This is a genomic window from Mesorhizobium shangrilense, assembly GCF_040537815.1.
GTDB classification, from domain to species: domain Bacteria; phylum Pseudomonadota; class Alphaproteobacteria; order Rhizobiales; family Rhizobiaceae; genus Mesorhizobium; species Mesorhizobium shangrilense.
On sequence record NZ_JBEWSZ010000002.1, the window covers coordinates 291,830 to 312,792 of the forward strand.

Annotated in this window: 25 protein-coding genes; 11 read left to right on the forward strand and 14 right to left on the reverse strand. The window is 63.4% G+C overall.

All coding sequences use genetic code 11. The features are described 5' to 3' along the window. The first annotated feature begins 141 nt into the window (after nt 1–141). Nucleotides 142–1,071 carry an oxygen-dependent tRNA uridine(34) hydroxylase TrhO gene (gene trhO / locus ABVQ20_RS26025; RefSeq protein ID WP_354463139.1) on the forward strand — a complete coding sequence of 310 codons (930 nt, stop codon included), beginning with the start codon at nt 142–144 and terminating at the stop codon, nt 1,069–1,071. A gap of 1 nt (nt 1,072) precedes the next feature. On the opposite strand, the gene ABVQ20_RS26030 is transcribed toward trhO, so the two are convergent. After that, the gene (locus ABVQ20_RS26030; protein ID WP_354462527.1) at nt 1,073–1,435 is read right to left on the reverse strand and encodes a YybH family protein; all 363 of its coding nucleotides are present in this window, start codon (nt 1,433–1,435) and stop codon (nt 1,073–1,075) included. Between the two features lie 197 nt (nt 1,436–1,632). Here ABVQ20_RS26030 and ABVQ20_RS26035 point away from each other — a divergent pair, with 197 nt between their 5' ends. After that, nucleotides 1,633–2,370 (forward strand): tellurite resistance TerB family protein, encoded by a 738-nt coding sequence (locus tag ABVQ20_RS26035; protein ID WP_354462528.1) that lies wholly within the window; start codon nt 1,633–1,635, stop codon nt 2,368–2,370. Between the two features lie 213 nt (nt 2,371–2,583). After that, complete coding sequence (locus ABVQ20_RS26040) at nt 2,584–3,339, forward strand: SDR family oxidoreductase (RefSeq protein ID WP_354462529.1); 756 nt, start codon at nt 2,584–2,586, stop codon at nt 3,337–3,339. Nucleotides 3,340–3,372: 33 nt separating this feature from the next. On the opposite strand, the gene ABVQ20_RS26045 is transcribed toward ABVQ20_RS26040, so the two are convergent. Both ABVQ20_RS26045 and ABVQ20_RS26050 read right to left on the reverse strand, forming a co-directional pair. Next, a complete protein-coding gene (locus ABVQ20_RS26045) occupies nt 3,373–3,747 on the reverse strand; it encodes a YciI family protein (RefSeq protein WP_354462530.1) in 375 nt (124 codons plus the stop codon). Nucleotides 3,748–3,815: 68 nt separating this feature from the next. Then, complete coding sequence (locus tag ABVQ20_RS26050; protein ID WP_354462531.1) at nt 3,816–5,000, reverse strand: pyridoxal phosphate-dependent aminotransferase; 1,185 nt, start codon at nt 4,998–5,000, stop codon at nt 3,816–3,818. 83 nt (nt 5,001–5,083) lie between these two features. On the opposite strand from ABVQ20_RS26050, the gene ABVQ20_RS26055 reads away from it, so the two are divergent. From ABVQ20_RS26055 to denD, 4 genes are all read left to right on the forward strand, one after another. Further along, nucleotides 5,084–5,770, forward strand: coding sequence for a GNAT family N-acetyltransferase (locus ABVQ20_RS26055; protein WP_354462532.1), 687 nt, complete (start codon nt 5,084–5,086; stop codon nt 5,768–5,770). A 25-nt stretch (nt 5,771–5,795) separates the two neighbouring features. After that, nucleotides 5,796–6,761 carry a cation diffusion facilitator family transporter gene (locus ABVQ20_RS26060; RefSeq protein WP_354462533.1) on the forward strand — a complete coding sequence of 322 codons (966 nt, stop codon included), beginning with the start codon at nt 5,796–5,798 and terminating at the stop codon, nt 6,759–6,761. 63 nt (nt 6,762–6,824) lie between these two features. Then, the gene (locus ABVQ20_RS26065; RefSeq protein WP_354462534.1) at nt 6,825–7,034 is read left to right on the forward strand and encodes a hypothetical protein; all 210 of its coding nucleotides are present in this window, start codon (nt 6,825–6,827) and stop codon (nt 7,032–7,034) included. A gap of 9 nt (nt 7,035–7,043) precedes the next feature. Next, on the forward strand, nt 7,044–8,018 hold the full coding sequence (gene denD, locus ABVQ20_RS26070; RefSeq protein WP_354462535.1) for a D-erythronate dehydrogenase: 975 nt from the start codon (nt 7,044–7,046) through the stop codon (nt 8,016–8,018). A 176-nt stretch (nt 8,019–8,194) separates the two neighbouring features. On the opposite strand, the gene ABVQ20_RS26075 is transcribed toward denD, so the two are convergent. From ABVQ20_RS26075 to ABVQ20_RS26090, 4 genes are all read right to left on the reverse strand, one after another. Continuing rightward, nucleotides 8,195–9,361 carry a nickel/cobalt transporter gene (locus ABVQ20_RS26075; protein WP_354462536.1) on the reverse strand — a complete coding sequence of 389 codons (1,167 nt, stop codon included), beginning with the start codon at nt 9,359–9,361 and terminating at the stop codon, nt 8,195–8,197. Next, on the reverse strand, nt 9,358–10,026 hold the full coding sequence (locus ABVQ20_RS26080) for a DUF1007 family protein (protein WP_354462537.1): 669 nt from the start codon (nt 10,024–10,026) through the stop codon (nt 9,358–9,360). Before ABVQ20_RS26080 ends, ABVQ20_RS26075 begins: the two co-directional genes overlap by 4 nt. 97 nt (nt 10,027–10,123) lie before the next feature. Then, nucleotides 10,124–11,014, reverse strand: a complete 891-nt coding sequence (locus ABVQ20_RS26085) for a LysR family transcriptional regulator (protein WP_354462538.1) — start codon at nt 11,012–11,014, stop codon at nt 10,124–10,126. Between the two features lie 4 nt (nt 11,015–11,018). Next, nucleotides 11,019–12,215 (reverse strand): amidase, encoded by a 1,197-nt coding sequence (locus ABVQ20_RS26090; RefSeq protein ID WP_354462539.1) that lies wholly within the window; start codon nt 12,213–12,215, stop codon nt 11,019–11,021. Between the two features lie 542 nt (nt 12,216–12,757). Between ABVQ20_RS26090 and odc2 the strand changes: the two genes are divergently transcribed. Then, a complete protein-coding gene (odc2, locus tag ABVQ20_RS26095) occupies nt 12,758–13,891 on the forward strand; it encodes an ornithine/lysine decarboxylase (protein ID WP_354462540.1) in 1,134 nt (377 codons plus the stop codon). A gap of 276 nt (nt 13,892–14,167) precedes the next feature. Continuing rightward, entirely contained in the window at nt 14,168–14,725 is a 558-nt protein-coding gene (locus tag ABVQ20_RS26100; protein WP_435528439.1) for a GNAT family N-acetyltransferase, read from the forward strand. A gap of 112 nt (nt 14,726–14,837) precedes the next feature. On the opposite strand, the gene ABVQ20_RS26105 is transcribed toward ABVQ20_RS26100, so the two are convergent. The 6 genes from ABVQ20_RS26105 to ABVQ20_RS26130 form a co-directional block, all read right to left on the reverse strand. Then, a complete protein-coding gene (locus tag ABVQ20_RS26105) occupies nt 14,838–15,554 on the reverse strand; it encodes an outer membrane protein (protein WP_354462541.1) in 717 nt (238 codons plus the stop codon). Between the two features lie 258 nt (nt 15,555–15,812). Beyond that, nucleotides 15,813–16,097 carry an SCP2 sterol-binding domain-containing protein gene (locus ABVQ20_RS26110; protein WP_354462542.1) on the reverse strand — a complete coding sequence of 95 codons (285 nt, stop codon included), beginning with the start codon at nt 16,095–16,097 and terminating at the stop codon, nt 15,813–15,815. Nucleotides 16,098–16,282: 185 nt separating this feature from the next. Then, nucleotides 16,283–16,804 (reverse strand): hypothetical protein, encoded by a 522-nt coding sequence (locus ABVQ20_RS26115; protein ID WP_354462543.1) that lies wholly within the window; start codon nt 16,802–16,804, stop codon nt 16,283–16,285. A 70-nt stretch (nt 16,805–16,874) separates the two neighbouring features. Further along, nucleotides 16,875–17,300 carry a hypothetical protein gene (locus tag ABVQ20_RS26120; RefSeq protein WP_354462544.1) on the reverse strand — a complete coding sequence of 142 codons (426 nt, stop codon included), beginning with the start codon at nt 17,298–17,300 and terminating at the stop codon, nt 16,875–16,877. A gap of 12 nt (nt 17,301–17,312) precedes the next feature. Further along, nucleotides 17,313–17,882 carry a rod-binding protein gene (locus ABVQ20_RS26125; protein WP_435528430.1) on the reverse strand — a complete coding sequence of 190 codons (570 nt, stop codon included), beginning with the start codon at nt 17,880–17,882 and terminating at the stop codon, nt 17,313–17,315. A gap of 117 nt (nt 17,883–17,999) precedes the next feature. Further along, a complete protein-coding gene (locus tag ABVQ20_RS26130) occupies nt 18,000–18,923 on the reverse strand; it encodes a LysR family transcriptional regulator (protein WP_354462546.1) in 924 nt (307 codons plus the stop codon). 147 nt (nt 18,924–19,070) lie between these two features. Between ABVQ20_RS26130 and ABVQ20_RS26135 the strand changes: the two genes are divergently transcribed. Together ABVQ20_RS26135 and ABVQ20_RS26140 are read left to right on the forward strand one after the other, a co-directional pair. Beyond that, complete coding sequence (locus ABVQ20_RS26135; RefSeq protein WP_354462547.1) at nt 19,071–19,589, forward strand: cupin domain-containing protein; 519 nt, start codon at nt 19,071–19,073, stop codon at nt 19,587–19,589. A 29-nt stretch (nt 19,590–19,618) separates the two neighbouring features. After that, entirely contained in the window at nt 19,619–20,545 is a 927-nt protein-coding gene (locus ABVQ20_RS26140) for an alpha/beta hydrolase fold domain-containing protein (RefSeq protein ID WP_354462548.1), read from the forward strand. Nucleotides 20,546–20,560: 15 nt separating this feature from the next. Here ABVQ20_RS26140 and ABVQ20_RS26145 read toward each other — a convergent pair whose 3' ends face one another. After that, nucleotides 20,561–20,944 (reverse strand): hypothetical protein, encoded by a 384-nt coding sequence (locus ABVQ20_RS26145; protein WP_354462549.1) that lies wholly within the window; start codon nt 20,942–20,944, stop codon nt 20,561–20,563. Between the last annotated feature and the right edge of the window lie 19 nt (nt 20,945–20,963).

The window sequence follows — 20,963 nt, forward strand, 5'->3', positions numbered from 1 at the left end:
TCCTGTCCACGAAACCAGGCGTGTCGCGATGTCACGCGCCGTGGAACGGTCTTGCCGGCCATTACCATCAAGGGCGATGACGGGGTGATGAAATCCGCTTTGCCTTGAATCGGCTGCCGGGAGCGTCTAGTTGCCTTGGCGATGACATCGTCCACGCCAACAAACCCCATCCGTGTCGCGGCACTCTACCGGTTTGCGCGGCTCGACGCCTTCGAGGAATTGCGCGCGCCGCTTGCCGCCTTCTGCTGCGGACGCGGCATCAAGGGCACGCTGCTCCTTGCGCATGAGGGCATCAACGGCACGGTCGCGGGCAGCGAAGCGGATATCGCCGCGCTGATCGAACATCTCGAATCCATCGAAGGCCTCGCTGGCCTCGAGGTCAAATACAGCGCCGCCGCCGAAATGCCGTTCCACCGCATGAAGGTGCGGTTGAAGCGCGAGATCGTCACCATGGGTGTCGAGGATATCGATCCGGCCAAAAGCGCGGGAACCTATGTCGCGCCGGCCGACTGGAACGCGCTGGTCAGCGATCCCGCGACGATCGTCATCGACACCCGCAATGCCTATGAGGTGTCGATCGGCACCTTCAAGGGCGCGGTCGATCCCGCCACCAGCAGCTTTCGCGAGTTCCCGGCTTGGGTGGAGGCGCATCGCGCGGAACTGGACGGCCGCAAGATCGCGATGTTCTGCACCGGTGGCATACGTTGCGAAAAGGCGACAGCCTATGTGAAGTCGCTCGGCTTCGAGGACGTGTTCCATCTCAAGGGCGGTATCCTGAAATACCTCGAAGAGGTGCCCGCCGAGCAGAGCCTGTGGCAGGGCGAATGTTTCGTGTTCGACGAACGCGTTTCGGTGTCCCACGGCCTGGTCGAGGGTGAAGCCGAACTCTGCCATGCCTGCCGGCATCCGCTGACGGGCGACGACCGGCAGTCACCGAAATATACCCCCGGCGTCTCGTGCCCGCATTGCTTTGATGCTCGCACCGACGAGGACCGCCAGCGTTACGCCGAGCGTCAGCGCCAGGTTGAACTGGCGCAGGCGCAGGGCAGGGGCCCGCATATCGGGCGCTAGCTCAGGGCCACGTAACCGAGAATCGATCGATGACCCAAAGCCATGTCCCGTCGCGCTGCCGGCGGGCGACCTCGGTTGTTATCGTGCCATCGGGAAGCCTGGTCGACGTGAGCGCCAGGTCGCCATTGATGACGGCCGGGCGTTGAGCTCCGGAAGCAAATCTTCGGCCCATCGCGGTGATCTCCGAAAACAGAGCCCGGATGGATTCCCGGCCACGTGTCAATTGTTCATCGCTGTCGATGATGGCATCGGGCTCGAAAAGCGCCACCATTCCGTCGAGATCTCCCGCCCATTGCCGGGAAATCAGCAGCCGTTCCAGATCCTGAGGATCACGCGCCGGCTCGCGGGTTGTTCCATCGGTCATGAGACGATCCTCCGGAGACCATTCAGTCAGGCCGACAGTACTCGAAGTCGAAGCCGGTTTCGACACGTCGATTCAATACGAGACATCAGCGGTTTTCCGGCAGAGCGATGGTTCGTCATTGTATTGTCAACGTGCGGGACCTACCTCTTCGGCGTTCGAAACCTGCCCGTTCGGCCGGGCAAATCTGGAGGCACTGAATGTTCGATCCCAAGAAGCTTCTCGACGATCTGCTCGGCTCGCAAATTCCCGGAACGGACTCCACCGTTCGCGACAAGGCGGGCCAGGCCGTCCAGATGGCCAAGGACAATCCGCTGGCCGCCGGCGCCATTGCCGCCGTGCTGCTTGGAACCGGGGCTGGTCGCGAGGTGACGGGTGCCGCCGTGAGGCTCGGCGGCCTGGCCGCCATCGGCGGTCTCGCCTACAAGGCCTACCAGAACTACAAGAGCGGCAACGCACCCGCCGAGGCGCCCGCCGCCGGCGAGCCGGAATTGCTGCCGCCGCCGAAGGACACCGCCTTCCACCCCTCACAGGCGCCGCAGGGCGAGGATGAATTCACGCTGACGCTGATACGCGCCATGATCTCGGCGGCAAAGGCCGACGGCCATGTCGACGACGATGAACGGCAGAAGATCGCCGGCAAGCTCAGCCTTGCCGGCATCGGCCCCGACGCCGAGAAATTCCTGATGGCGGAACTGGAGCGGCCGCTCGATCTGGATGCGCTGGTGGCCAGTGCGCATACCGACGCCCAAAAGCTCGAGCTCTATACGGCGTCGCGCCTGACCATCGACCCGGACACGCGCGCCGAACGCGGCTATCTCGATTTGCTCGCTGGCCGCCTCGGCCTGCCGGATGCGCTGGTCGACCATGTCGAGGCAACTGTCTCGGCGGCAAAGGCGCCGGCGAAGACTGGAACCTCGCCCAACCCCCGCTGGTAACCAAATCGGCACAGGTGCCCTTGTCGGTGTTAACCTTTCGTTAACCTAGCAAGCGCATCATTCTACACAGTCGGATCGGCTTTTCCTCCTCCCAAGCTGGTTCAGATCAGGGCGGTCGCCAATGACCGCCCTTTTTGTCGGTAGCTCCCGAACCAGATCAGCTTGTCATGGCCGCCATCATTTGCGATGGCTGGACGGTCGCGGAGGACAGTCATGACAGATCACAAAACCGCCATCGTCACCGGCGCCGGCACGGGCATCGGCAAGAGCGTCGCAACCGCGCTGCTGAAGGCCGGCTGGAACACGGTGTTCTGTGGGCGTCGCAAGCCGATGCTGGACGCCGCGGTCACCGAAGCTGGGCCGACACAGGCCAGGGCATTGGCCGTCGCGTGCGACATCAGCAAGGCCGATGAGGTCGACGCCTTGTTCAGGCAGACGATCGAGGCGTTCGGCCGGGTCGACCTGCTCTTCAACAATGCCGGCATGGGCTACAAATCGACGCCGATCGACGAGATCCCCGTCGAGGTGTGGAATGACGTCGTCGGCGTCAATCTCACCGGCTCGTTCCTGTGTGCCCGCGCCGCCTTCGGCGCCATGCGCAGGCAGAAGCCGATGGGTGGCCGCATCATCAACAACGGCTCGGTGTCGGCCTATGCGCCGCGGCCGGGCTCGGCTCCCTATACCGCGACCAAGCACGCGATCACCGGGCTGACCAAGACGCTGGCACTGGACGGCAGGCCCTATGACATTGCCTGCGGCCAGATCGACATCGGCAATGCTCTGACCGAGATGGCGCAGCCGATGACGGTCGGCGTGCCGCAGGCCAATGGCACGATCGCCGCCGAAGCTGTGATGGACGTTCAGCGCGTCGCCGATGCCGTGCTCCACATGGCCAGCCTGCCGCTCGACGCCAATGTTCTGTTCATGACGGTGATGGCGACCAAGATGCCATTTGTGGGACGCGGGTAAGGCACGCATATCGGCAGGGCATTTGCCGCCGGCTCATCTGCCCGCCAGTGGCACGCCGGGCTTGAAGAGAAGAACGGGCCGGATCTCATAGACGGCGCTGGCATTGACGCGGCGCAGGTCCCGGGCGATCGCGATAGCGTCGTCTCGGGTAGTGCAGTCCACGATGTAGAAGCCGAGCAGTTGTTCCTTGGTTTCGGCGAAGGGGCCGTCGATGATCACGCCGTCGCCCGGGCCGCGCAGTGTGCAGGCATCCTCTGTCGCCCCCAGGCGCGCGGATGGCCCAAGTGTGCCGTCCTCGTGAAGCCGGGTGTTGATCTCCAGCAGGCCGGCCATCAGCGCCGCATCCTCCTGCGGCGTCATCGCCACGATGACGCCCTCCACGTGATAGGCGAGGATTGCATAGAACATCGATCGTCCCCCTTTCTCAATCATGAGCATCCGGGACGGTCGATCACAGTCCTGGATCTTCTATCACGTCACTTCGCCAGGAACGCTCCGATCCGCTCCAGCGCGCGCAAAATGTTCTCTTCGGAATTGGCGTAGGAGAGCCGGATATAGCCTTCGCCAAGAATGCCGAAATCAGGGCCGCCGATCAGCGCCACGCCGGCATCGTCAAGCAACGCGGAGGCCAGCTTCTTGGCCTTCCAGCCGGTCTTCGATACGTTGGGGAAGGCATAGAACGCACCCTTGGGCGTGATGCAGGAAATGTCGGGCAAGGCGTTCAGCCCCTCGACGACGATCTTCCTGCGGCGGTCGAAGGCGCGCATCATCGTGTCGACATCATCCTGCGGGCCGTCGATGGCCGCGATGCCGGCAAACTGGCTGGGCGCGTTGACGCAGGACCAGCAATTGACGGCCAGCTTGCGCACCTTGTCGTAGAGGTGGGCGCCCTCGTCGCCGTTCGGCCAGATCGACCAGCCCATGCGCCAGCCGGTCATCGCCCAGGTCTTCGACCAGCCGTTGAGCACGATCAGCCGGTCGCGGATCTCGGGGAAGCCGAGCAGCGAGCAATGCGTCTCGCCGTCATAGGTCATCACGTCATAGATCTCGTCGGAGAGGATGGCGACATCAGGGTGCTTCTCCAGCCCCTTGACCAGCTTCTCGATCTCGGCGCGGGGCGTGACGCCGCCGGTCGGGTTGGCTGGCGAGTTGAGGATCAGGAGCCGGGTCTTCGGCGTGATCAATGCCAGCGTCTCTTCCGCCGAGAAGGCGAAGCCGTTCTCTTCGCGCATCGGCACGGGGATGGGTGCGGCACCGGTGAACTCGATCATCGAGCGGTAGATGGGAAAGCCGGGATCCGGATAGAGGATTTCCGCGCCGGGTTCACCGAACATCAGGATGGCCGCGAACATGGTCGGCTTGCCGCCGGGCAGGATCATCACCGTCTCGGGCGAGACCTCGACCCCGGTGGTGGTCAGCGTGCGCCGCACCACCGCCTCCCGCGTCGCCAGAAGTCCGTTAGCCGGCGTATAGCCGTGGTGGCCGTCACGCAGTGCCTTGATCGCGGCCTCGACGATGTGCTGCGGCGTCTTGAAGTCGGGCTGGCCGATGCCGAGGTTGACGATATCGCGGCCTTGGCTCGCGAGAGCGGTGGCGCGTGCAAGCACCGCGAAGGCATTTTCCTCGCCGAGACGGTCGAAGGCCGAAATCGTGTGGAGCATTTTTCCCGTCCGTGTGGTTCTTACTGTTGGGTCGCGTTTTTGTGAGCCTTGGCCAGCAAATGTCAAACGGATTGGAGTTTTTGGTGTCTGAAAATCTCAAGGATTGGCAGCCGCGTCCTCGGCCCGAACGCAAGATCATCGACGGCCACTACGTCCGGCTTGAGCCGCTGAGCGCGGCAACGCACGGCGACGGCCTGTATGAAGCGTCCTCGGTGTCCGATGTCGGCGGGCGTTTTGCCTGGTTGCCCGACTATCCGCCGGAGACGCGCGGGGCCTTCCAGCCCTGGCTGGACAAGGTGGAGGCCAGCGAGGACCCACTGTTCTTCACCGTCATCGACAAGGCCAGCGGCGAGGTCGCCGGGCGGCAGACACTGATGCGCATCGACCCGGCCTATGGCGTTATCGAGATCGGCAATATCTATTGGGGGCCGCTGATCTCGCGCAAGCCGGCGGCGACGGAAGCGCAGTTCCTGTTCATGAAGTACATCTTCGACGAGCTCGGCTATCGCCGCTACGAATGGAAGTGCAACAACCGCAACGAGCCGTCCAAGCGCGCGGCGGAACGGTTCGGCTTCAAGTTCGAAGGCATTTTCCGCCAGCACCTGATCGTGAAGGGCGAAAATCGCGATACTGCGTGGTACTCCATCATCGACAAGGAATGGCCGGCGTTGCGCAAGGCCTATGAGGCATGGCTCGACCCCGCCAATTTCGACGGCGACGGCCAGCAGAAGCGGCGGCTTGAGGACTTTCGCGCGGCGTTCGGCGCGTAAGATATCGGCTGATGGGAGTTGGCGGATGGCACATGCCCACGGCTCGCAGGGACATGATCACGGCGCCGGGCATGTCCATGGCACGACCGACAAGAAAAGGGTGTTGATCGCCGGCTGCCTGACCGCCGGTTTCATGGTCGCGGAAGCGCTCGGCGGCATCTTCACGGGATCGCTGGCGCTGCTGGCCGATGCCGGCCACATGCTGGCCGACGCGGTGGCGCTCGGCCTTGCCTGGTATGCTTTCCACCTTGCGGACAGGCCGGCCACCGGCCGCCTCACCTATGGCTTCGGCCGGGTCAAGACCTTGGTAGCCTATACCAACGGCATCGCCATCTTCGTCATCGCACTGTGGATCGTCTACGAAGCCTGGGGCCGCCTGGAGGCGCCGGCGCCGGTGCTCGCCGGGCCGATGCTGGCGGTGGCAACCCTTGGCCTGCTGGTCAATATCGGCTCCTTCCTGGTGCTGCATGGCGGCGACCGCGCGAGCCTGAACATGCGCGGCGCCATCCTGCATGTGCTGGGCGACCTCCTGGGCTCGGCGGCGGCGATCGTGGCGGCGCTGGTCATCCTGGCGACGGGCTGGACGCCGATCGATCCGATCCTGTCGGTCCTCGTCTCGCTCTTGATCCTGTCCACCGCATGGTCGCTGATGCGCGCCGCCGCGCATGTCCTGCTCGAAGGCGTGCCGCCAAATCTCGACCGCGACGTGATCGCTGGGGATATAGAGGCATCAGTGCAAGGCGTGCGCGAAATACACCATATGCATGTCTGGTCGCTCGACGGCTCCACGAACATGGCGACGCTGCACGCCTGCCTCGACGAGGGCGTCGATGCCCATCAGGCGGTCAGCGCCATCAAGAAACGGCTTGCCGCCGAGCATGACATCAGCCATGCCACGGTGGAGCCTGAATTCGGCCAATGCGCCGACCGCCACGAAGACCACGATGATGGTGATCATGATGCGGCTGCGCATCACGGTCACCACCACTAGCGCCGGGAGTTCCATGGCCTTGAATACGCTGATAATGATTTGCCGCCGCTCCGAGGCGGCGTGATGGACCGCGACACCAGGAACGCGGCGATCGCGGCATTTTGGATCATGCTGCTGTTTGGCATCGCCGCCTACAATCTGCCCAAGGTGATGTTGGCGGCAGGCAGCATCTCCACCATCCTTGCCGGCATCGTCGCCGTGGTCTTCCTGCTGGGCTTCTTCGCCGTGTTCTGGCTGCGGAGCCGCAGCCAGCGCAAAAAGCAGGACAAATAGGGGGTCGACATGCGCATCCTGATCACTGGCGCGGCAGGCATGGTCGGCCGCAAGCTCATCGCCCGGCTGGCAAAGGACGGCATGCTGCGTGGCCGCAAGATCGCCGCGCTCGACCTGCATGACATCGTGCCGCCGCAGGCGCCGGCGATGGACGGCGTCAGCGTCACCATCCACACCGGCGACCTTGCATCCGCAGGGTCTTCGGAAAGCCTTGTCGCCTCGCGGCCCGATGTCGTCTTCCACCTCGCAGGCGTGGTGTCGGGCGAGGCGGAAGCTAATTTCGATCTCGGCTATCGCGTCAACCTCGATGGCACGCGCGCGCTGTTCGACGCGATCCGGCTGGCGGCGATTTCGCCGCGCGTCGTCTTCACCTCGTCGATCGCCGTGTTCGGCGCGCCGTTCCCGGAGGTCATTCCCGATGAATTCCACCCGACGCCGCTGACGTCCTATGGCGCGCAGAAGCTGATGAGCGAGGTGCTGCTGGCCGATTATACGCGGCGTGGTTTCTTCGACGGCATCGGCATCCGGCTGCCGACCATCTGCGTGCGACCGGGCAAGCCCAACAAGGCTGCCTCGGGGTTCTTCTCCGGCATCATCCGCGAGCCCCTGGCTGGGCAGGAAGCGATCCTGCCGGTGCCGCGCTCGGTCGTGCATACCCACGCCAGCCCGCGCTCGGCGGTCAATTTCCTGATCCATGCCGCCGGGATCGACGGCGCCGCCGTCGGGCCGCGCCGCAACTTGACCATGCCCGGCGTCGGCGTCTCCGTCGGCGAGCAGATCGAGGCGCTGGAGCGCATCGCCGGCACCAAGGTGGCAGGGCTCATCCGCGAAATTCCCGACGAGACGATCTGGGCGATCGTCAAGGGCTGGCCGACCCGGTTCGAAGCACACCGCTCAAGAGAGCTTGGCTTCGCCGCCGAGACGAGTTTTGACGAGATCATCCGCGCGCATATCGAGGATGAGCTGGGCGGAAAGCTGTATTGATATTCCGGTGATGCCGGCCTGCGAACGGCTTATACCTGCGCTTCCGGTGCTCACGTACTTTAAGTACGCTCCGCTCCGGTTCTCGGTATCAACCTTGTCTGGTCGCTTCGCGCCCGTCTTCGACTCCGGCACGGCCTGACCTGAATCTCAACACACCTTCGGGCGCTACTTATGGGTCAAACGCTGCCTGTCAGGCTGGCCGACAGCAGCAGCAGGCCGAACAGGAAGACGAAGGCCGCGCCACCGATCTCGACGATCGAGTGGATGCGGTTGCCCATGCGTCCGTCGCCGGCGAAATACACCGCCCAGTTCTTGGCGGTCACGGCGAGCGTTGCCAGCGCCGAGACGGTGATGGCGGTGCCCAGCGACATGGCCAGCACCGACAGCAGGCCGCCGAGCCAGAGCCCGTTGAGCAGGGCGAAGCTGAGCACGATCAGCGCGCCCGAGCAGGGGCGGATGCCGACCGCGGCCACCGCCGTCCAGGCCGTGCGCCAGTCAAAGCGGTCGCCGGAAAGCAGCGCCGGATCGGGTGCATGCGAATGCCCGCAGGTGTCGCAGACCTCGCCCGCCGCATGATCGTGGTGAGCATGTTCGTGCCCGTGGTCGTGCTCGTCATGAGTATGAAGGGCATGGGAATGAGCAGGCGCCGCTTGGGCATGGGCCGCATGAGAATGACCGGCATGCGAATGATCAGCGTGAGAATGTCCGGCATGTGAGTGCCCGCCATGCGAATGGCCGGCATGGGCGGCGGACAGGCTGTAGGCGGGGGCTCTTCCAAACAGGCGAAGGATGGACGGGCCGAGCTTGCGCCACAAAAGCCAGGCACCGAACAGGGTGACGAAGACGAAGCTCATGATCTCCATGAACCATGCCGCATCGGTCATCGAGATAGCGGTGCCGCGCAGGACGAAATAAGCGAGCAGCATGATCACGACCGCCGTCAGTCCCTGCAGAAGCGCCGAGACGAAGGACAGCAGGATGCCGCGCCGCAGCGCCACTTCATTGGCCACCATGTAGGACGAGATCACCGCCTTGCCGTGACCGGGGCCGGCGGCATGGAAGATGCCGTAGGCGAAGGACAGGCCGACGAGCAGCCAGATCTTGCTGTTGTCCTGGCGCATCGCCTTCATTGCAGACGCCAGCGCGCGATAGAATTCCTGCTGCCACCGGTTGATCCACATCAGGATATGAGCAAACGGACCCGTGGTCGGGGCCATGCCGTCATTGACGCCGATGCCGAGCGAACTCTGGGCGTGGGCCATGCCGATGAAATTCACCATCACAAAGGTGACGGCCAACAGGCCGAATGCCAGGCGCAGGGACGGTTTCGTCACTGGGGTCATCCTTCTGGTTGACAGTTCAGTTCAAGCTTGGTGGCAAAGATCTTGCTCATGTCGGTGCCTGTCGGATCGTTGAAGAAAGCGTCCGTCAGGGTCTTCTGGTTCTCGGCGATCGCTTCGTCGGCGTCAGGACGAATGACCTTGCTGGTGCAGTTGGCGGGCAAGCCGTCGACATGCATGTTGGCGTCCTCGGTGAAGTCGATCGCGGTGTAGAAGGTCGGGTCGTAGACCCCGATATCGATCTTGCCGGCCAGCTTGATCGGCTTCTTGGGTTCGGATTCGAACAGGATGATCAACTGGTCGTTCTCGAAATTGGCCATCAGGTGCGGCGGCGGTGTCATCGGCACGTCCTTGCCGTCGACGGTGACGAGCTGGAAGTAATTGTAGTCGGCCAGCGACGCATGGACGGTGTCGGCGACATCCTTCAACTCATTGGCATCGAGTTTCAGGTCGGAGTTCTTGTCGAACTCCATCAGCACCGTACTGGAAAACAGCTCGTCGAAGCGCCAGACATGGCGCAGCGACTTCACACTTTGGTGATCCGGGGTGAGGATCACCTCGAGGCGGGCCTCGGCGAAGACATGCGGATGCACTTCGGCGGGTTCAACGGCGGCAAATGTCGCCGCCAAGGCCGAAGCCAGCACAATAGCTCGCCTTTTCAGGTGCATTCTTGATCGCGAATCCATAGGCCCTCGGGAAATGCCGACACTTACCAGAAAGGGGGCGAAATTGGGACTGCCAGGGGTTGCGGACAGGCCTGGCCGTTCACTTGTCCTTGAACCACTGCACCAGGTAATCGACGAAAACGCGAACCTTTGCCGGCAGATAACGCCGGTGCGGATAAACGGCGAAGATGCCGCCGCCCGACAGGATGCGGTCATCCATCACAGTAACCAGCCGGCCGCTTTGGATGTCAGGCGCGGCGATGAAGTCCGGCAGGATGGAAAATCCCAATCCCGCCACGGCGGCCGCCCGCGCTGCCATCGGGCTGTTGACCTCGATCGGGCCCGACACCGCGACGCTCAGTTGATCGTTGTTGTCGCCCTTGAATGGCCAGTTGTTCAGCCCGCGGCCATTGGTGTCGATGATGCAGGGCATGCGGCCCAGATCCTGCGGCCGGATCGGCATGCCATGCTTGACGATCAGTTCGGGGGAGGCGCAAAGCTTTATCGAGAAGGGTGCCAGGCGCCTTGCGATCAGCGACGAGTTTTCCAGTCGCGAGATGCGCACCGCAAGGTCGAAGCCTTCCTCGACCAGATCGACGAAGCGGTCGTCGAGCTGAATGTCGAGCACGATGTCGGGATACTGCTTGGCGAAGTCGATCAGCGACTGGCCGATCGGCGCGTCGGCGAAGGTGCGCGGCGCCGAAAGCTTGATCCTGCCGCGCACGTCGCCGGAAGATTCGCGCACCGCGTCGGCGAGGCTGTCGACCTCGCGCACGATCTCCGACGCGCGTCGGTAATAGGTATGGCCGGCTTCGGTCATCGAGAACTGTCGCGTGGTGCGGTTGAGCAACAACGCGCCGAGCTCGTCCTCCAGTTCGCGCACATACTTTGACAGCAGCGCCTTGGAGCGCCCGATCTTGCGTGCCGCCGCCGAAAAACCTTCGGCCTCGACCACGTCGATGAAGGCGCGCATGCGGGTCAGTGTATCCATGTCATCAGCCTTTCCACCGGGCCGCGAGGATGCGTGCGGCCAGTGCCATCAACTGTCTGTCGCTGTTCCTCGGTCCCAGCAGCGAAAGGCCGAAGGGCGCGCCGTCGACCGAACCGAGCGGCAGCGTGATCTGTGGAAAGCCGGACAGGCCGGAGAGGCACAGCAGCCTTAAGGCACGTTCGCGCCAATTCTGCAAATCCGCGATCGGGGTCGCCTTGAGCGGGGCGGCGCCCGGAACCGTGGGAAGCACCAGCACGCCGTCCTCGCCAAGCAGGGCGGTGAGTTCGCCGCGGAAGGCGTCACGCCGCTGCGTTTCGCGTTGAACCGCACCTGCAGCGATGGTCGCGCCGTGCTCGAAGCGCTCCTTGACGAACGGGCCGAGCGCGCTGCCGCTCGCCGATATCCAGGCGCCATGGCTCTGCCAGGCCTCGTATCCCTGCAGCGTGCGGAAACACCAGTAGAGATCGTCGATGGAATGCGACAACGGTTCGGCGGTTTTTGGCGCACCCGACCCCGCCGCGACCGGCTGGAGCATGTCGCGATAGGCCTCGGCCTCCTTCCGGCCGAGCATGAGCTCGTCCAGCACATCCAGGGCGATTGGACGTTTCAGCTCGTGGCGGTGCGTATCCTCGCCGAGCAACACAGCGCCGACCTTCTCATAGATGGCCATATCCCTGGCAAACCAGCCGAATGTGTCGAAGGAGGGAGCGAGCGGCATGGTGCCGTCAAGCGAGATGCGGCCATGCGTGGCACGCAGCCCGATCAGGCCGCAGAAACTTGCCGGAGCGCGGATCGAGCCACCGGTGTCCGAACCGGTGGCGATGTCGGCGAGGCCGCCGGCGACCGCCGAGGCCGAACCCGAGGACGAGCCGCCGGTGATGCGGTCGGGTGCCGCCGGATTGACCGGCCAGGGGAAGTGCGCGTTCAGCCCCATCAGCGAGAAGGCCAGTTCATCGGTCTGCGTCTTGCCGACGAAACGTGCGCCGGCATCAAGCAGCGCCTGTACGGAAGGCGCCGTGGCGAATGCTGGCGAAGCCTCTGCGTATTTTTGCGGGTTGCCGCAGCCGGTGCGGTAGCCGGCCACGTCGAATATATCCTTCACAGCCAGCTTCAGCCCGGCCAAGGGGCCGGTTTGAGCGCTGGGGACGGGGATTTCGTAGAGATCGAGAAAAGCGTTCAGCGGGCCGCGCGTCGATGGCATCGTTCAACATCCGAATACGTTGGACCCAACATTGTTCGATGCCAGAAATTTTACAACCTGAGATACGATTTTTATTGATTGTGACGGTCACCAGCCATATATCGCGCTTGCCCAAAGTCGCACGTGCCTGTGGGTGTCCGCCGATCCTCGAATGGTGAGGGAAATCGGTAAGGTAACTGGAGCCAACCCCTCCAGTCGGTTTAGCGGCCAACCGCCAGACCGAGGACACCTTGAAGCAACGACGGTGCGGGCCTTTCTGGTTCTCTGCCGGTTGTCCAAAGACCGGGGTTACTGAAGAGGCACACCTTCATTGCCGGCAGTGCGGAACGGGGTTCTCCCAATCCAAGCCAAGGCAGACAAAGCGAATCGAAGCCGGGCAAGGCTAGGTTCATCGCCGCGAGACGGCGTTTCATGGTTCCGGGGTCTCCACCGGCTGGTTCTATGGAATTTTCGTCCCGCCTTTGTTTGACCGCGTGTTCGCGAGGCCGACAGCCCGCGTCCGCACCCTTGTGCGCGCCGAAAGGCGTGTTGGAGAAACCACGATGGCTACCCAGCGCATCCTCGACTTCCTCGCCACCCGACGTCCGTCCGGCCCCTGCCTCGTCGTCGACCTCGATGTCGTGCGTGACAATTTCCGCGCCTTCGAGAAGGCGTTGCCCGATTCCAAGATCTACTATGCGGTGAAAGCAAACCCGGCGCCGGAAATCCTGCGCCTGCTTGCTGCGATGGGCTCGTCCTTCGACACCGCTTCCGTTGCCGAAGTCGAGATGGCGATGGACGCCGGTGCGCCGGCGGACCGCATCTCTTTCGGCAACACCATCAAGAAGGAGCGCGACATCCTGCGCGCCTACCAGCTCGGCATTCGCCTGTTCGCGGTCGATTGCGTCGAGGAGGTCGAGAAGATCGCCCGCGTTGCTCCAGGCGCGCGCGTGTTCTGCCGCGTGCTGACCGATGGCGAGGGTGCCGAATGGCCGCTGTCGCGCAAGTTCGGCTGCGTACCGGCGATGGCGGTCGACGTGCTGCGCAAGGCCAAGGTGCTGGGTCTCGATGCCTATGGCGTGTCGTTCCATGTCGGTTCGCAGCAGACCGACCTGACCGCCTGGGACCGTGCGCTCGCCGACGCCAAGAAGGTGTTTTCGACGCTGGCCGAGGAAGGCATCGTGCTGAAGATGGTCAATATGGGCGGCGGCTTCCCGACCCGTTACCTGAAGGACGTGCCGGCGGCGCAGGCCTATGGCCAGGCGATCTTCTCGGCGCTGCGCAAGCATTTCGGCAACGCGCTGCCCGAGACCATCATCGAGCCGGGCCGCGGCATGGTTGGGAATGCAGGCGTCATCAAGTCGGAAGTCGTGCTGATCTCGAAGAAGGCTGACAACGACAATGTGCGCTGGGTGTTCCTCGATATCGGCAAGTTCGGCGGTCTCGCCGAGACGATGGACGAGGCGATCCGCTACCCGATCGTCACCTCGCATGACGGCGACGAGACCGCGCCTTGCGTGCTCGCCGGCCCGACCTGCGATTCGGCCGACGTGATGTACGAGAAGACGCCGTACCCGCTGCCGCTGTCGCTGACCATCGGCGACGAGGTGCTGATCGAAGGCACCGGCGCCTACACGACCACCTATTCGGCGGTCGCCTTCAACGGCTTCGAGCCTCTCCGATCCTACGTGATCTGACGGTTCGAAAGAACCGATCAGATCATCCGGTGCGGGCGAAGAGATCGCCCGCCTCGGCTTGCCTGTGGAACATATCTCCGCTCGTGAAGGATCGCGGAAATGGACGTTGTGAATTTCATCGAGGACGCTGCCGGCCGCGATTGGCTGATCTCCCCCCTTGAGGGGGAGATGGCCGCGCAGCGGCCAGAGGGGGTCGGTTCGACCGGATGCGACCTCCTGCGGCGGCTGGAGGTTGGTGCTTCACGCGCGGTGACCCCCTCTGTCGCCTTTGGCGACATCTCCCCCTCGAGGGGGGAGAGTGCCCGCGCCATTGCTATCGTCGCCGAAACCGCGGCCGATGTCGCGGCGCGTGAAGCGCTGCTGGACGAGGCCATGGGGCCGAAGCGCAAGACAAAGTCGTCCGAAAAGCTGCGGCGTGGCCGTAGGCCTTCGGAAGGCCTGGCCTTCGTCGCGCGCGACGCATCGGGCACTGTCATGGGCACGGTGCGGCTGTGGGATGTGACGCTGGGCGAGGGCGGTCCGGCCGCCCTTCTGCTTGGCCCGCTCGCTGTCGATCCGTCGCTCAAGAACGCAGGCATAGGCTCGGCCTTGATGCGTCATGCGGTGGCCGAGGCGGCGCGGCTCGGCCATGGCGCCATCCTGCTGGTCGGCGATGCGCCCTACTATCAGCGCTTCGGCTTCTCCTCGCAAAAGACCGGTTCGCTCGCCATGCCCGGCCCCTATGAGCGGCATCGCCTGCTGGCGCTGGAACTTGTCGATGGCGCGCTGGAAGGCGCTCGCGGCACGCTGAAGGCGGCGGGGCGCAAGCTGAAGGCGCAGGTCGTCGCCGCCTGAGACGTGATGTCCTGTACAGTGTCGCCTGAAACAAAAACGCCGCCCGAAAGGCGGCCGCGCGAGGCCGGTTTCTGTGTACCAACGAGGGCGACCGTCGCCACTCCGCGACTGCCTAGAACTTATAAGTCAGCCCAATCCGAACGTCGTTCGTCTTCAAGTTGACGCGCGTTTCTTCCGATGAGAAGCCCGGTATGGCATATGTTGCGCTACCAAAATCGGTGTAGCGATATTCGATACGGGTCGTGAGGTGGTCTGTAAGGGCGTATTCCAAGCCGGCGCCGATCGTCCATCCAGTTTGTGTTTTGGAACCGGAAAGAGGGCCGGTGCCGCCGTAGCTGGGATCAAATCCATATCGGCCAAAAGCCACGCCGCCCGTCACGTAGGGAAGAAACCGATCGATCGCATATCCAGCTCTCAGGCGCACCGAGCCGTTCCAAGTCATCTCGGCAGACGCCGAATTTCCCAGAGCATTCCCACCACTCGCAAAATGCAGAGGGTTTACGCTGCCTCTTATGCTGGCGAAATTGATGTCGCCTTCGACGCCGAGCACCGCATTGTTGTTGAATTGGTAGTTGTAGCCGGTGTGAAGCCCGCCCAAAAACCCACGTGGGTCAACATTTCCGTTCGCATCTACAGCACCCGTCGCCTTGAAGTAAGCGCCTCCCACCGAGTCACCCCACGCATACCCCGCCTGGGCGCCGACATAGCCGCCAGTCCAGTTGTACGTTGAAGCGATGGGAAGCTCAGTCACCAAGTCGGCAGCGTAGGCGGTGCCTGCCATGAGCGATACGAGCAATACAGCAGAACCTGCTATAGACGAAACGCGCATGCCCCAAACCCTTCCCGCATAAAGCCCTCAAGCCTTCTAGCGGAACAGTCGTCTTTCATCTGTAATATTCTTGCCACATTTAAGCGAAAACGAATGTGCTCCTCAGCGAGGCGGCACGCTCCTGAAGCCGAGCGGGCCGTTTAAGCCATAGCGGCAACGGTACTCGTTATGCAGGCTTGTTTTGGTATCAACTAAAACAACACCTTGATGACAAAAAACGCCGCCCGAAAGGCGGCGCTTTTTCCGGTCTGATTGGCGTCAGCCGATCAACTGGCTGAGCGCCATGGCGACGCTCATGTCGCCCTCGACCTTTATCTTGCCCGTCATGAACGCCATGGTCGGGTTGAGATCGCCGGCGATGAGCGATTCGAGATCGTCGAGCGATAGCTTGATCGTGCAGTCGGCCGGTGCATCGGTGGTCGATACCGTCCCGCCGCCGATGACGATGACGCCATCGCTGCCGGTGTCGAACTTCACGGAACGATCGAATCCGGCGCTCGCCACGCGCGAGCTGATCTTGTCGGCAATATCCTGAACGCTCATGGCGGATCTCCTTATCTCGTTGGATCTGTCGAGCATTGGCGCTTCGGACTGTCCAAAATCACCGTGCTGCGCATTTTCGCGATCAATTTCGCTGGGGCATTTAGCTGCGCGTTGACGTTTACGTCAACGCGAAACCCGGTTCCATGGATGGGTTTTATCGACGCAGCCGAACAGGCTGGGCGCGGTCAATGCGCTGCGGCAGGCTTGGCCGTTTCGGGTGCTATCCCCGCAGCGTCCTGCCGGCGGCGCAGCCAGTTGTTGCGGATTTCGTCCTTGGACAGGAAGTTGAGCTGATCGATCAGCACCTCGTGCACAAGATTGGTGCCGACGCGGGCGTTGATGGTGTCGCGGATGGCGGCACGGAAGGCGTCGAGGTCGATCGTTGCCTTCTTGGTGAAGTCGATCTGCGGGTTGGAATAGAGGAAGCTGTAGACCTGATCGGTGATCAGCGCGTCGGCGGGGATGGACAGCTTCTTCATCTCGCCGGGCTCGACGGTATAGACGAGCTTGGTCAGGAAATAGCCGTCGATCTTGGCATTATGGATGAGCGGTACCGAGATGATGTCGGTCTTGACGTAGTCCAGCCCGCCCAGCATCGGCTTGGGCGTCTCGCCCTCGCCACGCGCGCCGGCTGCCTGGAATGAATAGAACACCGCGCCGAGCGTGGCGGCGCAGATCCAGATGGCGGCGGCTATGAATTTGATCATTCCCAGGCCCTAGGTCTGGCGGAACCCGAAATGGCTCCGTTTCCATGTCCAGGCATGATCCTTGTGGCGATCATGCCCTGGCCCAGCCGAACTCGAGAGCCGAATAAGTGCCATCGGCTTCCGAACGCTGAATGGCATTCTTCAGCAGGGTTGCGACCTCGTTGACCGCGTTGAGGTGAGCGAGGATAGCCGCCTCGTTCCTGGCCAGCTTCTGGCGCAGTCGCGTCAGGCCCTCGCGGTGCTGTTCCAGGAACTCGGCTTCGCTGCCGCCCTTCATGGCGCGGGTCAGTTCGTATAGATAGCGGCTCTTGCGGGCATTGGACGCCTTGAGGTCATAGCTGGTGTCATTGCGCAGCCCCGCCGTTTCCTCGTCGATCGCCTGCTCGATGCGGCCGATGATGGCGGCGAGGTTTCCGGGCCGCGCGAACGGAATGGGCGCTTCCGAAGCGATCGTTCGTGCTGGCAGGTTGGAGGCGAGTTCCGATTTTTCGGCCATGATAATCCTGGTCTAAATCTTGATGTCGGTTCTGATGGTCGTTTCGTCGCCGGTGATCGACTTCGCGGCCTTGCGCTGCAATTCGTGCACCAGCGAGGTCGACAGGCTGGTCTGCTGGTCGATCTCGGTCTTTTCCGGTCCGCCCGAAACCGGGCCGATCGGCACCTTGCGCTTGCCGTCGAGATAGTGGTCGGCCAATAGCGACTTGGCGATGCCGATGCCGCCGCGGTCGGCCATGACGTCGGCGACGCGTTCGGCAAGCTGCGATTTCCACATGTCGCCGGCCAGGCCCTTGCCGTAGACGCCTTCGGTGTCCTTGGGTAGCATGTTCTGGATGAAGGTCTGCAGCACCATGGCCTCGAAATGCTTGAACTTCTTGGCAGGGTCTGTGCCGGTGGCCTTGTCAGCCGTGGCGCGCGAAAGGATGGAACCGGCATTGACCGAGCTGGCGGTGTCGACCGAAAAGGTGCCGACAGGACCGCCGGCCCGCTTGGCCAACGCCGTGCGGGCAGCCTCGATGTCCGCCGGCTCGACAGCGCGGGCAACATCCAGAACGATGTCGCTGGGTGGAGAGATCGCCAAGAAGGTTCGCCCTTTTGTCGTTTCCTTGACCTGAACCATGCCTCAGCAAGCTTGTGGCAGGCTTGCCAGCACGAAACCGTGTTCGGACCCGTTTCCAGGAGACCGCCCACGGACGTTTCAGCCGATTGCGGGAAATCCGCTTTGCCAGTGTCCGTTGGGGACGGTGACTTCGCGCATGAAATCGACGAAGGCGCGTACGGTGGCGGAGAGCTCGCGTTTGCTCGGGAAGAGGAGATTGACCTCGATGGGCGCGATTGCCCAGTCGGCGAGCAGACGGACGAGGCGCCCTTGCGCGAAATCATCGAGGCAGAGATAGGTCGACAAGACACCCACGCCGGCGCCGTTTCGCACGAGCTGGTGGATGGTCAGCGCATCATTGACGCTGACCCGATTGCGCACATCGACAGTGGCTCGCTCGTCGCCGCGTTGAAAGTGCCAGGTCCGGGTTCGGCCGTCGCCGCGCGGCATTTCCATGCATTCATGCCCGGCCAGATCGATGGGGGTCAGCGGTGTGCCGCGCCGGCGCAGATAGTCGGGCGAGGCTGCGAGGCAGCGGGGCACGTTGCCCAGACGCGTCGCCACCAGTGCGGAATCGGGCAGCGGACCCATGCGAATGGCGACATCGACCCGATCCGCGATGAGGTCGAGGTCGCGGCTCGTCAGGTCGAGCGACACGTCGATGTTCGGGAAGCGGGCGAGGAATTCCGGCAGGTGACGCGACAGGACATTGATGCCGAAGCCGATGCCCGCGCTGATGCGCAACAGGCCGCGCGGTTCGCCGGCCAGGCTCTCGACATAGGCAACAGTTTCATCGACCCGCGACATCAGGTCGATGCAGCGCGCCTGCAACGCCTCGCCGGCGGCGGTCAGAATGACCGTGCGGGTGGTGCGCTGAAACAACCGCGCGCCCAGCACCTGCTCCAGCCGGGCGACGTTGCGGCTGACCGTCGACTTCGGCAGGCCCAGCGCGCGCGCCGCGACCGAGAAGCTGCTGGTCGCCGCCACCTTTTCGAACACGCGAAGGTCGTTGAGATCGATCACGACGGGACTGTTCCACCAGCGGGACAGTGAGTCCAGCCAGTCGAACGAGCTTTTTGCTGCTTCGCCATTAGCTAGGTGTCAGCTGCTTGCTAGTGTCGCGGTGAGCCAATCGCCCCCCGCATCAGTTACCTCACCAAGGAGATTACAATGCCTGAATTCAAGATCCCCGCGGACGATCCCGGTCGCCAGCTGTCGGTGGTCGATCCCGATGATCCGTCCCTGTCGCACTTAGCGGTGGTGGGTGACACCTACACGGTCCTGCTTTCCGGCGAGCAGACCGGCGGACGCTTCTGCCTGATCGACATGAAGGTTCCCGATGACGGCGGCCCCGGCCCGCACCGGCATGATTTCGAGGAGATGTTCCATCTGCTTGAAGGCGAGATCGAGTTCACCTTCCGTGGCAAGAAGCTGGTGGCGAAGGCCGGCATGACGGTGAACATCCCCGCGAACGCGCCGCATTCCTTCAAGAATGTCTCGGGTGCCGATGTGCGCATGCTGTGCATGTGCGCTCCGGCCGGCCAGGAGGTGTTCTTCGCCAAGGTCGGCACGCCCGTCGAAAGCCGCAGCGCCGCAGCGCCGGAGCTGACGAAGGACGAGTTCGGCGCGTTCATCGCGAAAGCGGCTGCGCTCGCACCGGAGTTCCGCACCGAGCTGCTCAAGCCCTAGGGCTGTAACCCGAACCGAGTGAGGCTGTCATGAGCGTCGAAACACATCCGGAAAGCCCCGGCGACCACGCGGCAATGCAGGCGATGCGCGAGATGCTGGCTGGGCTGCCCACGCTGGAATTCGCGCCGCAATCGCGACAGGCCTTCAACGAACTGATGGAGCAGACGCCGGCCGCTGACGGCGTCAGCTTCGAGGCGGCAACCGTGGGGACGGTGGCGGGCTGGTGGTGCCGGCCCGCGGCCAGCGAAAAAGGTGCCGCGATCCTCTATTTTCACGGCGGGGCCTATGTGCTGGGCTCGGCCATTGCGCATCGCCATTTCGTCAGCCAGATAGTGAAGCGTGCCAGCGTGCCGGCATTCCTGCCCGACTATCGGCTGGCGCCCGAACATGTATTTCCTGCAGCGGTCGAGGACGCGCAAAGCGCTTTTGCCGGCCTTGTCGAGACTGGATACGAAACGATCGCGCTTGCTGGCGACTCGGCCGGCGGCGGGCTTGCGCTGTCGCTGCTGGCCCTGGTGACGGCGAAGGCCACGCAGGGCAAGGGTGTCATGCCGCGTTGCGCCGCCCTGATGTCGCCGTGGACCGATCTTGCGCTGACCGGCGGTTCGATGGTCACGCGCGCCGACGCCGACCCGCTGGTGAAACGCGCGGAATTGAGGAAGGCCGCGGACCTCTATCTCAAGGGCGGCGAACCGACCGATGCGTGCGCCTCACCGCTCTATCAGAATCTCGGCGGCCTGCCGCCGCTTCTCGTGCATGTCGGCGAGGACGAAATCCTGCTCGACGATTCGCGCCGTGTGGTCGAGGCGGCGACCAACGCCGGTGGCAAGGCCGCCCTGCATATATGGGTGGGCATGACACATGTCTTTCCCTCGAACCTGTCGCAGCTTCAGGCGGCGAACGAGGCGCTCGACATGGTGGGGGCCTTCATCCGCCGGAATCTTCAGGTGGAATAGGCACGATCCACGCCGCTACTCTTCGCTGCGCTTTTGGGCGATCAGGTCGAGGCGCTCGCGGTCGGAGCTCTCGCGCTCGTCGCGGCGGCGCACCTCCTTGTAGGCACGCTCGACCATGTTGGTACGCGCGGTCGCCGTGGCGATCAGGGCCACCTCCTGCCGGGCGCTTTCCAGATTGGTGTCCTTGCGCACCACGGCATTGGCGATGCGACGATGATAGAGATCGGGAAACAGGCCGGAGAGGGCGCCGTCGGAATCGAAATGCGCGACCAGTTCGCGTGCCTCGGCATCGGCCGTGGCGGCCGCTGCAAGGTAGGTTGCGTGGCGGGTCTCGTGCAGCGCCTTCAGCTGTTCCTGTACCTTGACCAGTTTCTTCAGGCGGTCCTTGCGTGTGCTCATATCCGTGAATCCATGACTG

Excerpts from the sequence above, each read along its gene's own strand:
- trhO (WP_354463139.1), top strand. The coding sequence starts at position 142 with ATGACATCGTCCACGCCAACAAACCCCATCCGTGTCGCGGCACTCTAC.
- ABVQ20_RS26030 (WP_354462527.1), bottom strand. The coding sequence starts at position 1,435 with ATGACCGATGGAACAACCCGCGAGCCGGCGCGTGATCCTCAGGATCTG.
- ABVQ20_RS26035 (WP_354462528.1), top strand. The coding sequence starts at position 1,633 with ATGTTCGATCCCAAGAAGCTTCTCGACGATCTGCTCGGCTCGCAAATT.
- ABVQ20_RS26040 (WP_354462529.1), top strand. The coding sequence starts at position 2,584 with ATGACAGATCACAAAACCGCCATCGTCACCGGCGCCGGCACGGGCATC.
- ABVQ20_RS26045 (WP_354462530.1), bottom strand. The coding sequence starts at position 3,747 with ATGTTCTATGCAATCCTCGCCTATCACGTGGAGGGCGTCATCGTGGCG.
- ABVQ20_RS26050 (WP_354462531.1), bottom strand. The coding sequence starts at position 5,000 with ATGCTCCACACGATTTCGGCCTTCGACCGTCTCGGCGAGGAAAATGCC.
- ABVQ20_RS26060 (WP_354462533.1), top strand. The coding sequence starts at position 5,796 with ATGGCACATGCCCACGGCTCGCAGGGACATGATCACGGCGCCGGGCAT.
- ABVQ20_RS26065 (WP_354462534.1), top strand. The coding sequence starts at position 6,825 with ATGGACCGCGACACCAGGAACGCGGCGATCGCGGCATTTTGGATCATG.
- denD (WP_354462535.1), top strand. The coding sequence starts at position 7,044 with ATGCGCATCCTGATCACTGGCGCGGCAGGCATGGTCGGCCGCAAGCTC.
- ABVQ20_RS26075 (WP_354462536.1), bottom strand. The coding sequence starts at position 9,361 with ATGACCCCAGTGACGAAACCGTCCCTGCGCCTGGCATTCGGCCTGTTG.
- ABVQ20_RS26080 (WP_354462537.1), bottom strand. The coding sequence starts at position 10,026 with ATGCACCTGAAAAGGCGAGCTATTGTGCTGGCTTCGGCCTTGGCGGCG.
- ABVQ20_RS26085 (WP_354462538.1), bottom strand. The coding sequence starts at position 11,014 with ATGGATACACTGACCCGCATGCGCGCCTTCATCGACGTGGTCGAGGCC.
- ABVQ20_RS26090 (WP_354462539.1), bottom strand. The coding sequence starts at position 12,215 with ATGCCATCGACGCGCGGCCCGCTGAACGCTTTTCTCGATCTCTACGAA.
- odc2 (WP_354462540.1), top strand. The coding sequence starts at position 12,758 with ATGGCTACCCAGCGCATCCTCGACTTCCTCGCCACCCGACGTCCGTCC.
- ABVQ20_RS26105 (WP_354462541.1), bottom strand. The coding sequence starts at position 15,554 with ATGCGCGTTTCGTCTATAGCAGGTTCTGCTGTATTGCTCGTATCGCTC.
- ABVQ20_RS26110 (WP_354462542.1), bottom strand. The coding sequence starts at position 16,097 with ATGAGCGTTCAGGATATTGCCGACAAGATCAGCTCGCGCGTGGCGAGC.
- ABVQ20_RS26115 (WP_354462543.1), bottom strand. The coding sequence starts at position 16,804 with ATGATCAAATTCATAGCCGCCGCCATCTGGATCTGCGCCGCCACGCTC.
- ABVQ20_RS26120 (WP_354462544.1), bottom strand. The coding sequence starts at position 17,300 with ATGGCCGAAAAATCGGAACTCGCCTCCAACCTGCCAGCACGAACGATC.
- ABVQ20_RS26135 (WP_354462547.1), top strand. The coding sequence starts at position 19,071 with ATGCCTGAATTCAAGATCCCCGCGGACGATCCCGGTCGCCAGCTGTCG.
- ABVQ20_RS26140 (WP_354462548.1), top strand. The coding sequence starts at position 19,619 with ATGAGCGTCGAAACACATCCGGAAAGCCCCGGCGACCACGCGGCAATG.
- ABVQ20_RS26145 (WP_354462549.1), bottom strand. The coding sequence starts at position 20,944 with ATGAGCACACGCAAGGACCGCCTGAAGAAACTGGTCAAGGTACAGGAA.